This window comes from Bittarella massiliensis (ex Durand et al. 2017) (assembly GCF_009876955.1).
Lineage (GTDB): Bacteria > Bacillota > Clostridia > Oscillospirales > Ruminococcaceae > Bittarella > Bittarella massiliensis.
Map to the genome: position 1 here is coordinate 34,574 of NZ_WWVY01000012.1, position 14,731 is coordinate 49,304.

At 62.8% G+C, this 14,731-nt stretch carries 12 protein-coding genes and 4 tRNA genes; 15 read left to right on the forward strand and 1 reads right to left on the reverse strand.

Annotated features, from left to right (window positions below; all coding sequences use genetic code 11):
* Positions 1-29 precede the first annotated feature (29 nt).
* From ruvA to GT748_RS12585, 15 genes are all read left to right on the forward strand, one after another.
* The gene (gene ruvA, locus GT748_RS12515; RefSeq protein WP_044993475.1) at positions 30-638 is read left to right on the forward strand and encodes a Holliday junction branch migration protein RuvA; all 609 of its coding nucleotides are present in this window, start codon (positions 30-32) and stop codon (positions 636-638) included.
* 22 nt (positions 639-660) lie between these two features.
* Positions 661-1,704: a Holliday junction branch migration DNA helicase RuvB gene (gene ruvB / locus GT748_RS12520; protein WP_021661280.1), complete on the forward strand. Its 1,044-nt coding sequence runs from the start codon at positions 661-663 to the stop codon at positions 1,702-1,704.
* Between the two features lie 114 nt (positions 1,705-1,818).
* Entirely contained in the window at positions 1,819-3,165 is a 1,347-nt protein-coding gene (gene glmM, locus GT748_RS12525; RefSeq protein WP_021661281.1) for a phosphoglucosamine mutase, read from the forward strand.
* A 3-nt stretch (positions 3,166-3,168) separates the two neighbouring features.
* Positions 3,169-4,050, forward strand: a complete 882-nt coding sequence (locus tag GT748_RS12530; RefSeq protein ID WP_021661282.1) for a class I SAM-dependent methyltransferase — start codon at positions 3,169-3,171, stop codon at positions 4,048-4,050.
* Positions 4,051-4,826: 776 nt separating this feature from the next.
* A complete protein-coding gene (locus GT748_RS12535; RefSeq protein WP_021661284.1) occupies positions 4,827-5,681 on the forward strand; it encodes an energy-coupling factor transporter ATPase in 855 nt (284 codons plus the stop codon).
* Entirely contained in the window at positions 5,678-6,550 is an 873-nt protein-coding gene (locus GT748_RS12540) for an energy-coupling factor transporter ATPase (RefSeq protein ID WP_021661285.1), read from the forward strand. Before GT748_RS12535 ends, GT748_RS12540 begins: the two co-directional genes overlap by 4 nt.
* The gene (locus tag GT748_RS12545; RefSeq protein WP_021661286.1) at positions 6,547-7,344 is read left to right on the forward strand and encodes an energy-coupling factor transporter transmembrane component T family protein; all 798 of its coding nucleotides are present in this window, start codon (positions 6,547-6,549) and stop codon (positions 7,342-7,344) included. The genes GT748_RS12540 and GT748_RS12545 overlap by 4 nt, the downstream gene beginning before the upstream one ends.
* 20 nt (positions 7,345-7,364) lie before the next feature.
* Positions 7,365-8,144, forward strand: a complete 780-nt coding sequence (gene truA / locus GT748_RS12550; protein WP_021661287.1) for a tRNA pseudouridine(38-40) synthase TruA — start codon at positions 7,365-7,367, stop codon at positions 8,142-8,144.
* Positions 8,145-8,162: 18 nt separating this feature from the next.
* Positions 8,163-9,317 carry a DUF5711 family protein gene (locus GT748_RS12555; RefSeq protein ID WP_021661288.1) on the forward strand — a complete coding sequence of 385 codons (1,155 nt, stop codon included), beginning with the start codon at positions 8,163-8,165 and terminating at the stop codon, positions 9,315-9,317.
* An 89-nt stretch (positions 9,318-9,406) separates the two neighbouring features.
* The gene (locus GT748_RS12560; RefSeq protein ID WP_044993478.1) at positions 9,407-10,099 is read left to right on the forward strand and encodes a CvpA family protein; all 693 of its coding nucleotides are present in this window, start codon (positions 9,407-9,409) and stop codon (positions 10,097-10,099) included.
* Between the two features lie 191 nt (positions 10,100-10,290).
* Positions 10,291-12,576 (forward strand): ATP-dependent Clp protease ATP-binding subunit, encoded by a 2,286-nt coding sequence (locus GT748_RS12565; RefSeq protein WP_073261272.1) that lies wholly within the window; start codon positions 10,291-10,293, stop codon positions 12,574-12,576.
* A gap of 201 nt (positions 12,577-12,777) precedes the next feature.
* A tRNA-Gly gene (locus tag GT748_RS12570) sits at positions 12,778-12,851 on the forward strand.
* Between the two features lie 45 nt (positions 12,852-12,896).
* Positions 12,897-12,973, forward strand: a tRNA-Arg gene (locus tag GT748_RS12575).
* Positions 12,974-12,978: 5 nt separating this feature from the next.
* Positions 12,979-13,056, forward strand: a tRNA-His gene (locus GT748_RS12580).
* Between the two features lie 49 nt (positions 13,057-13,105).
* A tRNA-Gln gene (locus GT748_RS12585) sits at positions 13,106-13,181 on the forward strand.
* 192 nt (positions 13,182-13,373) lie between these two features.
* Here the strand turns inward: GT748_RS12585 and GT748_RS12590 are convergent.
* Positions 13,374-14,555: an AIPR family protein gene (locus GT748_RS12590; RefSeq protein ID WP_368034542.1), complete on the reverse strand. Its 1,182-nt coding sequence runs from the start codon at positions 14,553-14,555 to the stop codon at positions 13,374-13,376.
* Between the last annotated feature and the right edge of the window lie 176 nt (positions 14,556-14,731).

A 14,731-nucleotide genomic window follows, 5' to 3' on the forward strand; every position in this document is an offset into this window, starting at 1 on the left:
TTACAAGCCGAGAAAGGGGACATGTGCCCGTGATTTACAGCCTCACCGGCGAGGTGGCCGTCAAGACCGACAAGCTGGCCGTCATCAACTGCGGCGGGGTGGGTTTTTCCTGCAAGACCACCCGCAACACCATCGCCGACCTGCCCCGCACCGGGCAGACGGCCACCCTCTACACCCATCTGGCCGTCAAGGAGGACGCCCTCGACCTCTACGGCTTTTCCACCCAGGCCGAACTCTCCTGCTTTCAACTGCTGGTGACCGTGTCGGGGGTGGGGCCGCGAAACGCCCTCTCCATCCTCTCCAGTTACCCCCCCGACCGGGTGCTCCTCTGCATCGCCAGTTCGGACGCCAAGAGCCTGACGGCCGCCCCCGGGGTGGGGCAGAAGCTGGCCAACCGCATCGTCCTCGAACTCAAGGACAAAATCAAGGGCCTTGCCTTCGGGGGGGGCCAGGGGGTCTCGCTGGAGGACATCACCCCCGCCGGGGAGGACAGCGAGGTGGGACAGGCTGTGGCCGCCCTCACCTCCCTGGGCTACACCCAGTCCGAGGCGGCGCTGGCGGTCTCCAAGCTGGAGCAGAGCCTGCCGGTGGAAGAGCTGATCAAGGGGGCCCTCAAGGCCCTGGCGGGAAGGAGGTAGCGCGCCTGTGGACAATTGTGAGATGGACTTTGAAAACCGGCTGGTGACCCCCGAATACACCCCCGACGAGGCCCAGTTGGAGCAAAACCTCCGCCCCCGCACCCTGGAGGAGTATGTGGGCCAGACCAAGGCCAAGGAAAACCTCTCGGTCTTTATCGAGGCGGCCAAGAAGCGGGGCGAACCGCTGGACCACCTCCTCCTCTACGGCCCTCCCGGCCTGGGCAAGACCACCCTGGCCTGCATTGTCGCAAACGAGATGAACGTGGGCATCCGCATCACCTCCGGCCCGGCCATCGAGAAGCCGGGGGACCTGGCGGCCCTGCTGACCAACCTGTCCGCCGGGGACATCCTCTTTATCGACGAGATCCACCGCCTCAACCGCAGCGTCGAGGAGGTGCTCTACCCGGCGATGGAGGACTATGCCCTGGACATCATCGTGGGCAAGGGGCCCAGCGCCCGCTCCATCCGCATCGACCTGCCCCCCTTCACCCTCATCGGGGCCACCACCCGCGCCGGGCAGTTGACCGCCCCCCTGCGGGACCGGTTCGGGGTGGTGCTGCGGCTGGAGATGTACACCCACTCCGAGCTGCAGAAGATCGTCTCCCGCTCGGCGGCCATTCTGGAGATCCCCTGCGAGGAGGGGGGCGCCCGGGAGCTGGCTGTCCGCTCCCGGGGGACCCCTCGCATCGCCAACCGGCTGCTCAAGCGGGTGCGGGACTTCGCCCAGGTCATGGGCGACGGGGTCATCACCGACCAGATCGCCGACGAGGCCCTCTCCCGGCTGGAGATCGACCCCCTGGGCCTGGACCAGAACGACCGGCGGATGTTGGAGATCATGATCCACAACTACGGCGGGGGGCCGGTGGGGCTGGACACCCTGGCCGCCGCCATGGGGGAGGAGGCGGTGACCATCGAGGACGTCATCGAGCCCTTCCTCATCCAGCTGGGCTTTTTGGGCCGCACCCCCCGGGGGCGGGTGGCCACCGCCAAGGCCTACGCCCATCTGGGACTCCCCGACCCCCGGCAGGCCCCGCCGGCCGACGACGGCCAGCAGCGGCTGGTCTAAAACGGGGCAAAATCGGCAAAAAAACACGGCTGCCGGGGCAAAAGGCGTCCGCTTTTTGCAATTTGTTCATATCCTGGTGGTATCTTATAGAGAATTCATTTTGGAGGAATCGAAATGGGCAAGTACTTTGGGACCGACGGTGTGCGCGGCGTCGCCAACACCAGCGAACTGACCTGCGAGATGGCGCTGGCCATCGGCCGCGCCGCGGCCACCGTGCTCACCGAGCACAGCCACAAGAAGGCGCGGATCATCATCGGCAAGGACACCCGCATGTCTTCGGACATGCTGGAGTCGGCCTTGGCGGCCGGCCTCTGTTCGGTGGGGGCCGACGTGGAGCTGCTGGGGGTGGTCCCCACCCCCGCCGTCGCCTATCTGGTAGGGGCCTACGGCGCCGACGCCGGGGTGATGATCTCCGCCTCCCACAACCCGGTGGAGTTCAACGGCATCAAGATCTTTAACGGCCAGGGCTTCAAGCTGCCCGACGCCATCGAGGCCGAGATCGAGGACCACATCGACCACCCGGAGAAACTGTGTCTCAAGACCGGCACCGAGATCGGCAAGGTCCACGTCAGCACCACCGCGGTGGAGGACTACGTGGCCCACATCCTCTCCACCGTGGGGGAGCGGGCGGCCGCCGGGCTCAAGGTGGCCATCGATTGCGCCAACGGCTCGGCCAGCGCCACCGCCCACAAGCTCTTCACCGCCCTGGGGGCCTCCTGCACCATCATCAACGACCAGCCCGACGGCACCAACATCAACCTGCAGTGCGGCTCCACCCACATCGAGGGGCTGCAGCGGTGCGTGGTGGAAAATGGCTGCGACATCGGGGTGGCCTTTGACGGCGACGCCGACCGCTGCCTGGCGGTGGACGAGACCGGCGAGCTCATCGACGGCGACAAGATGATCGCCATCTTCGCCAAGGCCCTCAAGAAGAACGGCCAGCTCAAGCGGGACACGGCGGTGATCACCGTCATGACCAACATGGGCTTTTTCGAGTTTGCCAAGAACAACGGCATCGAGACCGCCGTCACCACCGTGGGCGACCGCTACGTTCTGGAGGAGATGCTCAAAGAGGGCTACAACATCGGCGGTGAGCAGTCGGGCCACATCATCTTTTTGGACCACGTGACCACCGGCGACGGCCAGCTCTCGGCCTCGCAGCTGTTGCAGACGCTGGCCCAGAGCGGCCGTCGCGCCAGCGAGTTGGCGTCGGTGATGGCGGTCTATCCCCAGGTGCTCATCAACCTGGAGGTGCCCAGCGACAAAAAGGACATCGCCGCCAACCCGGCGGTGGCCGCCGCCATCGCCGCGGGCGAGAGCGAGCTGGGGGAGAGCGGCCGCATCCTGGTGCGCGCCTCCGGCACCGAGCCGCTGGTGCGGGTGATGCTCGAGGGAAAGGACGACGCCCAGATCCAGCGCATCGGCGAGGCCATCGCCGACGCCATCCGGGGGCAGCTGTAAGCCGTGCGCCCGGCTGCGAACTGGCGGGACTACCAGGTGCTGGACTGCTCCGGAGGGGAGAAGTTGGAGCGGTGGGGCGACAAACTCCTCATCCGCCCCGACCCGCAGATCATCTGGAACACCCCGAAAGACCCCGCCCTCTGGGACAGGGCCGACGCCCGCTACCTCCGCTCCAAGACCGGCGGCGGCCGCTGGGAGTACCGCAAAAAACTCCCCGAGAGCTGGCAGATCCGCTATCGGGAGCTGACCTTTAAAATCTCCCCCACCGGCTTTAAGCACACCGGCCTCTTCCCCGAACAGGCCGCCAACTGGGACCTCTTCGACGGCCTGATCCGTGCCGCCGGCCGCCCGGTGAAGGTGCTCAACCTCTTTGCCTACACCGGCGGGGCCACCCTGGCCTGCGCGGCGGCCGGGGCCAGCGTCTGCCATGTGGACGCCTCCAAGGGGATGGTGGCCTGGTCGCGGGAGAACACGGCCCTCTCCGGGCTGGGGGAGCGCCCCATCCGCTGGATCGTGGACGACTGCGAGAAGTTTGTCGCCCGCGAGATCCGCCGGGGCAACCGCTACGACGCCGTCATCATGGACCCGCCCTCCTACGGCCGGGGGCCGGGGGGCGAGGTGTGGAAGTTGGAGGACCAGATCTACGACCTGGTCTGCCTCTGCGAACAGGTGCTCTCCGACGACCCCCTCTTTTTCGCCCTCAACAGCTATACCACCGGCCTCTCCCCCTCGGTGATGGCCCACCTGTTGGGGGCCGTCCTCATCCCCCGCCGAGGCGGCCGGGTGGAGGCGGACGAGATCGGCCTGCCGGTGCAGTCCACCGGCCTGGCCCTCCCTTGCGGGAACACGGCGCTCTGGCTCCGCTCAAACGCTGAAAGCGTTTGAGCTTTGACACAGCCCTTCGCCAACCACCGTTTGGCAAAACCGGGCCGTGTCCCGCTGCTGGGAGCGCCCCGGCGAGACGGTGTTGTCGGGAGCGGGCGGCTTCCCGGTACCCGATGGCGTTTGCACTTTGACGCCCCCCTTCGCCAGCCACCGTTTGGCGATTTTGCCCTTGGCAAAACCGGGCCGTGTCCCCCTGCTGGGAGTGCCCCGGTGAGGCGATGTTGTCGGGAGCGAACGGCTTCCCGGTATCCGGCGGCGTTTGCGCTTTGACCCATTCTTCGCCAGCCACCGTTTGGCGATTTTGTCCTTGGCAAAACCGGGTCGTGTCCCGCCACCGGGAGTTTCCCGACGGGGCGTTGTCCCCCTGCTGGAAGTTCCCCGGTGGGGCGGGGCTGTCGGGAATGGGCAGCTTCCCGGTCCCCAAAGGCATTTGCGCCTTGACACCTCCGGCCCAACTGTCGACTGCCGTCTGGCAGTCTTCCCCCGGCAAACCGGCTTGTCTCCCGCTTCCGGGAGCATTCCGGCGGGACGGCCCTGTCGGAGACAGGTGGACTTCCCGCTTCCGGCGAGGCGGCGAGACCGGGGGCAGACCAATTTTTGGAATAGAAATGGGGCCGCGCGCTGGCGCAGACCCAAACACTGCCGGGGCGAGCGCATCCCGTCCGCCCCGGCGACCCTTGATTCGGCCTGGAACCCCCCTGCCCGGCAGGGGGGACGGGACCGCGCGGCGGGGACTTCCCCGCACAGACAACCAGTTAGGAGATACATTGGAGAAAATGGCAGAGAACTTACTCGAGTGCAGAGACCTGGTCTTTCGGTACAGCAGGGAGGGGCAGCAGGGCGAAACCGTCCTCAAAGACCTCTCCCTCTCGGTGCCGAGCGGCCAGTTCTTGGCTGTTTTGGGGCACAACGGCTGCGGCAAATCCACCCTGGCCAAGCACCTCAACGGCATCCTCCTTCCCACCGAGGGGACGGTCTTAGTCGAGGGGATCGACACCCGCGACGACGAGCGGATCTTCGACATCCGCCAGAAGGTGGGGATGGTCTTTCAAAACCCCGACAACCAGATCGTCGCCACCATCGTCGAGGAGGACGTGGCCTTCGCCCCCGAAAACCTGGGCGTCCCGCCGGAGGAGATCCGCCAGCGGGTGAATTGGGCGCTGGAACAGACTGGGATGGCGAGCCGGCGGGAGAGCGCCACCTACCAGCTCTCCGGCGGGCAGAAGCAGCGGGTGGCCATCGCCGGGGTACTGGCCATGGGCCCGGACTGCATCGTCCTCGACGAGCCCACCGCCATGCTCGACCCCCACGGCCGCCGTCGCATCCTCGCCACCCTGCGCGAACTCAACCGGGCGGGGATGACGGTGGTCCTCATCACCCACTACATGGACGAGGCCGCCCAGGCCGACCAGGTGGTGGTGATGAACGACGGCGAAATTTTGATGGACGACGGCCCGGCGGCGGTCTTTGCCCGGGTGGAGGAGCTGCAGGCCATCGGCCTGGACGTGCCCCAGACCGCCGAACTGCTCCACCAGCTGCGCCGCGAGGGGATCGACTGCCCCGAGGACGCCCTCTCGGTGGAGGACTGTGTCGAGGCCCTCTGCGGCCTGTTGGGGGAGGTGGACAGATGAGCGCGCCGGTGATCGAGACCCGGGGCTTGGGGTATGTCTACAACCCCGGCCTGCCGACGGAGAAGGTGGCCCTGCGGGACGTCAACTTGCAGATCGAGCGGGGGGAGTTCGTGGGGGTCATCGGCCAGACCGGTTCGGGCAAATCCACCCTCATCCAGCAGCTCAACGGGCTGCTGCGACCCACCTCGGGCCAGGTCCTCATCGACGGGGAGGACATCTGGCAGGACAAAGAGCAGCTCCGCAGGTTCCGCTTCAAGGTGGGGCTCTGCTTTCAGTACCCCGAGTACCAGCTCTTCGAGGAGAGCGTCTACAAGGACATCTCCTTCGGCCCCAAGAACATGGGCCTTTCGGAGGGGGAGGTGGACGCCCGGGTGCGGGACGCGGCCCGCTTTGTGGGCTTGGGGGAGGAGATGCTGGACAAGTCCCCCTTTGAGCTCTCCGGCGGGCAGAAGCGCCGGGTGGCCATTGCCGGGGTGCTGGCCATGGACCCCGAGGTCTTGATCCTCGACGAGCCCACCGCCGGCCTCGACCCCCGGGGCCGGGACATGATCCTGGGCCAGATCAAGGCCTATCACGCCGAAAAGGGGAACACGGTGCTGCTGGTCTCCCACTCGATGGAGGACGTGGCCAAATTTGCCACCAAGGTGCTGGTGCTCAACGACACCGGGGTGCTCCTCTACGGCACAGTGGACGAGGTCTTCTCCCGGGCCGAGGAGATCCGCGCCATCGGCCTGGGCATCCCCCAGATCACCCAGGTGTTCAGGGCCCTGCGGCAGCGGGGCTACCCGGTGAGCGACACCGTCTACACCGTGGCCCAGGCCAAAGGGGAGATTTTGCGCCTGTTGGCGGAGAGGGGGGCGGCGAGATGATCAAGGACATCACCATCGGCCAGTACTTCACCGGTCATTCCCCCCTGCACCGGATGGACCCGCGGGTCAAGCTGCTGCTGACCATCGCCTATGTGGTGGCCCTCTTTCTGACAAACAGTTTCTGGGGCTACCTGCTGGCGGGGGCCTTTCTGGTCTTCTGCTACGCCCTGGCCAAAATCAAACTCAAGGTCATCCTGCGCAGCCTCAAGCCGGTCATCCCCCTGGTGCTCTTCACCGGCATCCTCAACATGTTCTTTGTCACCGGCGAGCCCATCTGGGAGTTCTGGGTCTTTCACATCACCTGGGAGGGGCTGCGCTTTGCCGCCGTCATGTCGGTGCGCATCGTCTGCCTCATCGCCGGCACCTCTCTGCTGACCTACACCACCTCGCCCATCGCCCTCACCGACGGGTTGGAGCGGCTGCTCAGCCCCCTGAGCAAGCTCCACTTCCCCGCCCACGAGCTGGCGATGATGATGACCATCACCCTGCGCTTCATCCCCACCCTGGTGGAGGAGACCGACAAGATCATGGCCGCCCAGAAGTCCCGCGGGGCCGACATCGACTCCGGCGGGCTGATGAAGCGGGTCAAATCCCTCATCCCCATCCTCATCCCCCTCTTTGTCTCCTCCTTCCGCCGGGCCGACGAGCTGGCCCTGGCCATGGAGTGCCGCTGCTACCGGGGGGGCGAGGGCCGCACCCGGATGAAGCAGCTCAAACTGCGGCTGGTGGACGGCGGCGCCACCCTCTGCATGGCCGCGGTGGTGACCGGCTGCATCCTGCTCAACTACCTCTAAACCACCCACGGGAGGGGCCTATGCGAAACATCCTCATCGCCCTGTGCTACCGGGGCACCGCCTACCACGGCTTTCAGGTGCAAAAAAATGCCCCCAGCGTCTGCGCGGCCATCCAGGACGCGCTGGAGCGGGTGCTGGGCCACCGGCCCGACGTGAAGGGCTGCTCCCGCACCGACGCGGGGGTGCATGCCAACATGTTCTGCCTCTCCTTTGGCACCGAGCGGCCGATCCCCTGCGAAAAACTCCCCCTGGCGCTGAACTTTCACCTCCCCGCGGACATCGCCGTCTACCACGCCAGGGAGGTGCCGCTGGGCTTTCACCCCCGCTACGACTGCCTGGGCAAGGCGTACAGCTACCGCCTGCTGGAAAGCCACTGCCGCCCCCCCTTCGGGGCCGACCTCTGCTGGCAGCAGGCCGGGCGGCTGGACGAGGGGCGACTGAACGCCATCTGCCGCCGGTTTGAGGGCCGCCGCGACTTTCGGGCCGTCTGTTCCCCCAAGACCGAGCAGGAGGACACCGTCCGCTGCTTGGAGGAGTTCTCGGTCCGCCGGGAGGGGCCGCGGCTGATCTTCACCGCCCGGGCCGACGGCTTTCTCTACAACATGGTGCGCATTTTGGTGGGCACCGCGGTGGAGATGGAGCGGGGTCTCCTCCCCGCCGACGTCTGCGCCCTATTGGCCGGCAGGGACCGGCAGAGGGCCGGGCAGACCGCCCCGGCCCGGGGCCTCTACCTGGACCGGGTCTTTTACGACCTCCCCGGCTGGGAAGCGGTGCGCTCCCTGGCCCCCACACTCTGGTGAGAAAGAAGGTGACTCCCCGTGCGGGAACTCTCTGACATCGAACTTGCCCGCCGCAAGAAAAAGCGGAAGAAGACCGTCAAAAAGTTGGCCCTGCTGGCCCTGCTGGCGGTGGTGCTGGTGGTGGGGTACAGCTACCGCCACCTCCTCACGGCGGAAAACCTGGGTGCCGTCTGGGGCAACATGACCTCCAACCTGCAAAAGGGGGAGGGCTACCCCCTGGATCTGGGCAGCGGGGTCCCCAGGGACCTGCAGTGCTCCACCATGGGGGCGCTGGAGGTGCTGACCGACAACGAGATCATCACCTACAACAAGACCGCCAAGCAGGTGAAGAACATCCCCCACAGCATGGACGAGCCCCAGATGAAGGTGCGGGGGGGGAACACGGTGGTCTTTGACCGGGGCAACCGGGAGTTCGCCCTCTACTCCAAGACCACCCAGGTCTACAAAAAGACCGCCGAGACGACCATCGTCGACGCCGACGTGGACGCCGGCGGCAACGTGGCGGTGGCCACCGGGTCGGAGCGATATTTGGGCCAGGTCTCGGTCTACGACCGCAACCAGCAGCTGCTCTTCAGCTGGTCCTCCTCCAAGGAGTACATCCTCTTAGTGTCCATGGGCAGCGGGGGGAATTTGGCGGTGGCCTGCGTCAATGCGGTGGACGGGCGGGTCACCACCGTGGTCTACGCCCTGAACATCCACCGGGAGGAGGAGCTCTCCCGCACCGAGTTCCCCGGCTCCCTCGCCCTGCAGATGCGGTGGGAGGGCAGCACTATCCAACTGGTCTGCGACGACCAGGTCTTCGCGCTGAAGAAGGACGGCTCCCTGGCGGGGAGCACCGCCTTTGAGGGCAGCGTCCTCGCCATCGGCAACATCGGCGGCGGAGACTACGCCGTGGCCCTGGGAGACAACACCCAGAGCCACCTGAACAAGGTGCTGCTGGTGGGGCAGAAGGGCCAGGTCAAGGCCACGGTGGAGGTAGGCCGCGAGATCGTGGGGGTCTACGCCTCCGGGGGGAAGATCGCTGTCCTCGGCCACAGCGACCTCACCGTCTACAAAAAGGACGGCACCGTCCTCTCCACCACCGACATCGGCAAGCCCTGTCTGGACTTGAGCGGCGCCGGCAAGACCCTCTTCGTGCAGACCAACGACAGCCTGGAAAAACTGACTTTGTAGCCCCTTCAGCCCCTGTCCTGGGGTGGGGGAAGGGGGACCGCCCGTGACCCGCCCGCCTCAGGGCCGACCGCCGAGAGAGGAGAATGCACGTGATTTGGCTGCTCTACGATTTGGCCGCCCTGCTCATCGTCGTCATCGCCGCCTGCGCGGCCGCCAAGCGGGGCTTTATGCGCACCCTGGTGAGCTTTGTGGGGGGGCTGGCGGCCCTGGTCGGGGCCTATTTTGCCAGCGAGCCGGCAGCCCGCTGGGTCTTTGCCCGCTTTGTCCGCCAGCCGGTCTATGACAGCGTGCTGCAAAACCTGCAGGGCTTTACCGGCACCGACGCGGGGGCCGCCCTCCAACAGGGGATGGGGAAGTGGGCCGGCTGGCTGGCCCACCTCAGCGGCGAGGAGGGACAGATCGCCGCCCACCAGCTGGAACAGTCCCTCTCCAAAGGGGTCGAGGGGATGGCCGCCGCCGTCACCGACTACGCCTGCGGGCCGGTGGTGGTGATGGCCCTGCACATGGCTTTCTTCCTGGTCTTTCTCATCCTCTTCGGCATCGCCGTGGGGCTCATCGCCCGGGCCTTCGACATCTTCAACCACCTCCCCCTCATCAGCGGGGCCAACCACTTTCTGGGGGCGCTGCTGGGGGTGTTGCAGGGCTGCCTCATCCTCTTTCTGGCGGCGGCGGTGCTGGGGCTGCTCGTCTCCCTCACCGGGGGCTGGCCGGGCGTCAACGGCGAGGTCATCTCTCAGTCATATCTTTTTAACATTTTCTACAAAATGGATCCATTTATTTAGGGTGGATATTTGGTATACTGTCCTTCGGGCACCAGGGAAGGATCGATTTGTAGGCGGGAGGGCGTGTGCTCTCCCGTTTTCTTGATGATTCCAGTACCCTTTTTTACCAGATTGGTGTATAATGGTTTCGTTATTCCGCGCCCCCGGGCGGCTTTGCCCGGCGGGAGCCTTCAAATTTAGGAGTTATTGTTATGCTTTGTTCGCGCTGTAAAAAACGTATGGCCGTGGTCTTTATGACCCGGATGGAGGGGGACAAGACCATCAACGAGGGTCTCTGTCTCACCTGCGCAAAAGAGTTGGGGGTCAAACCGGTCAACGACCTGCTGGATAAAATGGGCATTGGGGACGACGACATCGAGGCCATGAGCGAGCAGCTCATGGAGCTGGCCGGCCAGAGCCCCGAGGGGGAGGAGTCCGACTTTGAGGCCGGCGGCTCCGCCACCTTCCCCTTCCTCAACATGTTCCAAAACGGCGAGGTGCCGGAGACCAGCGCCGAGCCCCCCAAGGAGGGCCAGAAACAGCCCTCGAAGAAGAAAAAGGGAGAGGCCCGCCCCAAGCGCAAGTACCTGGACACCTACTGTGAAAACCTCACCCAGAAGGCGCTCGACGGGAAGCTGGACAACATCGTCGGCCGGGACAGCGAGGTCTACCGGGTGACCCAGATCCTCTCCCGCCGCACCAAGAACAACCCCTGCCTCATCGGCGAGCCCGGCGTCGGCAAGACCGCCATCGCCGAGGGGATCGCCCAGCGCATCGCCTCGGGCAACGTCCCCGCCCGGCTGGCCGACAAGGAGATCTACCTGATGGACTTGACCTCCCTGGTGGCGGGCACCCAGTTCCGGGGCCAGTTCGAGAGCCGGATGAAGGGCCTCATCAGCGAGGTCAAGGGCCTGGGCAACATCATCCTCTTCATCGACGAGATCCACAACCTGGTGGGCACCGGCGATTCCGAGGGGTCGATGAACGCCGCCAACATCCTGAAGCCCGCCCTCTCCCGAGGGGAGATCCAGGTCATCGGCGCCACCACCTACGACGAGTACCGCAAGTACATCGAGAAGGACGCCGCCCTGGAGCGCCGCTTCCAGCCGGTCAAGGTGGAGGAGCCCTCGATCGAGGACGCCACCGAGGTGCTGCGGGGCATCAAGCAGTACTACGAGCGCTACCACAAGGTCAAGCTCAGCGACAACATCGTCGCCGCCGCTGTGGAGATGTCCGAGCGATACATAACCGACCGCTTCCTCCCCGACAAGGCCATCGACCTGATCGACGAGGCCTGCGCCTGCGCCTCCCTGGCCAGCAAAGAGCTGGCCGAGTACGAGAAGCTGGGCAAGGAGTACGACGCCCTGCAGCAGGAGCAGCGGGACATCGAGAGCGCCCAGGAGAAGGGGGAGGAGATCGACTACGAGCGGCTGGCCGAGGTCAAGAGCCGGGTGCTGCAGCTCAAGGACCGGCTGCTGGAGCTGGAGCCCGCGGCCTGCTCGGTCCAGGTGACCGAGGACGACCTGGCCACCGTCATCCAGCTCTGGACCGGCATCCCCGCCTCCAAAATCAAGGAGACCGAACTGCAGAAGGTCGCCGGCTTGGAAGAGGCCATCCACCAGAAGATCGTCGGCCAGGACGAGGCGGTGGACCAGCTCTGCAAGGCCATCAAGCGCCACCGGGTGCAGTTGACCGACAAGCACCGCCCCGCCTCCTTCATCTTTGTGGGCCCCACCGGGGTGGGGAAGACCGAGCTGGTGAAGGTCATGTCCTCCATCCTCTTCGACTCGGTGGACCCCCTCATCCGGCTGGATATGTCCGAGTACATGGAGAAGCACTCGGTCTCTAAGATCATCGGCTCCCCTCCGGGGTATGTGGGTTACGACGAGGCCGGGCAGCTCACCGAAAAGGTGCGGCGCAAGCCCTACTCGGTCATCCTCCTGGACGAGATCGAGAAGGCCCATCCCGACGTCCTCAACATCCTCCTGCAGATCCTCGACGAGGGCCGCATCACCGACGCCCACGGCCGCCGGGTCAACTTTGAAAAGACCATCATCGTCATGACTTCCAACGCCGGCAGCGAGCGCAACCAGAACGCCATGGGCTTTGCCAAGACCAAGGCCGAGGTCTCCCGCGAGAACGCCAAGAAGTCCCTCTCCGAGTTCCTGCGCCCCGAGTTTTTGGGCCGGGTGGACGAGATCATCGTCTTTGACCCCCTGAATGTGGAGCAGTACGCCAAGATCGCCGGGATGCAGATGAAGGAGCTGGCCGAGTCGATCGCCAAGCGGGGGATCGCCCTGCGCTACGGCGACGACGCCCTGCGCTTCATCGCCCAGAAGGCCTTTGACGAGAAGGCCGGCGCCCGCAGCATTGCCAAGTGCATCCGCCGCGAGGTGGAGGACCCGGTGAGCGAGCTCATTGTGCAGCAGTTTGCCGCCCCGCCCACCGACATCGCCGTCACCGTGGGCGAAGATGGCCTCATCGTCGCCGCCATGTGAAGATTTTAGCATCCAAGAAGCCGCCCCTGCGGGATTTTGCCCCCGCAGGGGCGCTTTTTGCGGCTGTGGGGAAGGGGGTAGGGGGAGAGGGCGTCCCCCCGACCGCCGTTTCGCATCTGTCTCGCGGACGCCTTAATTTTGTGCCTCAATTGTCTTGACAAAAAGGGGGTCAATGTGGTAAACTAACTATCGCTGCCACATGCGGGTGTAGTTCAATGGTAGAATTCCAGCCTTCCAAGCTGGCTACGTGGGTTCGATTCCCATCACCCGCTCCAGCGCTCCTGCCGGTTTGCCACAAGGGCGGCAGTCGCCACAACTATGCGCCTATAGCTCAGCAGGATAGAGCAACTGCCTTCTAAGCAGTGGGTCAGGAGTTCGAGTCTCTTTAGGCGCGCCATTATGGTGGGTATGGTTCAGCTTGGTTAGAACGCCAGATTGTGGCTCTGGAGATCGTGGGTTCGAATCCCACTATCCACCCCATACGTGTGTTTAAAGCTGTGAACGACCTTCACAGCTTTAAACATTTTATTGGACCGTCGCCAAGGGGTAAGGCAACGGACTTTGACTCCGTCATTCCGCAGGTTCGAATCCTGCCGGTCCAACCAAGCTAAAAGCTACATTTTGAGAAATCAAAATGTAGCTTTTTCTTATGCTTTAAAGCAGAGAGATGCCTTTCATACTATGCTTTTGGCATAGGAGGTATCTGATTTATACTTGTAAAATCGTTGAGTCGGTTTGCACGCGATACAGCTGGAACACAAACACTGATAAGGCGATATAAAATTTGTAGCAGCCCATTAGTCCATGGAAACCATCGCCACCGTCATATACAAAGTCTTCCAAAGGTTTATGTCTTTACCTGTAGACTGCGGGTTGTTGCCGAGAGAACGGCTCATGGAAATGGTGGATTCCACCAGCTCCGGGCCGACTTTATTGAGAATAGCAAACGGATCCTTTTTCCAGGTATAATAACCGTCTTCTTCAGCAACAAGAACTCGAAATGCACCGAGAATGGGATAAATAAAACCGTTGGGAGATTGCGCATCCATTGGTTCACAGAGGAATTTGGATTTTAGTTCCTGTCCTTGTTTGGGGACCACAACACCCTTTGTTGCTCCATAACGTCCGCCTGGATTTTTGGCGCGATAATAGTTGTTCATGTTTCTCTCAATGGTGTCATAAAGCTTAAAAATATCCGGCATGATTCTTTTCATCTTGATATAGGGGTTCTCGCCTGACTCGCCAAACTCCTTGTGATCTTGAATATACAGATCGATGCACCGTTTTTTTCCGCTATAGGAAATCACCGGAAGCGCCTCGCGATCGGGAAATCGCTTGATATTAAACATCATCAAGATAGACAGAAGGTCGGCGACATCGATTTCTCCAAAGTCATTCTCTTTAAAAAACACCCTATCCATATAAGGTTGATCTTTCAGCGCGTTTTTAATAATATCAAAGCGATCTTCTAGTTCGGCAATGGATTTATCCTGAACCTGAACAGAGGTGTTGCGGGCGGCGGCAAGACTTTGGAAAATCCCTTCCACACCAGTCAGAATTTCAATTTTTACATATTGTTGCCCAACGTCCAGGGAATCCCTGTATTTTAAAATCGTGCGGTATGTGTGGCCGCCATCGACATTGCCATGAACTTCAGGATCTGAAAAGACAATGGTTATCTCGTTGGAGTAGTTGTTGAAGCTTACCTGCTTGGCAGAGAGAAGAATACCGCGGTTCAGAAGATAAAAATCAAGGTTGGAGGGATTCAATAGGGATGCTTTGATTTTTTTCGCTACATTTGTTTTAAGATTCTGTTCACGCGGATTTGTTTCCATGGGAATGGTGTCGGGAAGCGACTTTACATCACAAATTGCCATGTACATATTGGCCTCTTGCTCTCCGCTTTCCGATTTTATGTATGGGTTTGGAATGCGCCGGAAAGATTGAGCTTGAAAAACAAGGGTGATGGGGTAATTCACAGGATGAATCTCTGACATAAGGGGTTCCTTTCTGTGTCTCTCTGGACACTTAACAAAATATTTGATACACAGCCTTCGCTGCCATCGATTATATGGTATAATTCTTTAGGAAAGTATCAGATTCAGAGCAAGAAAAATAGCAGTTCTGAGTAAAATTGAACTGCTCTGAATGTGAT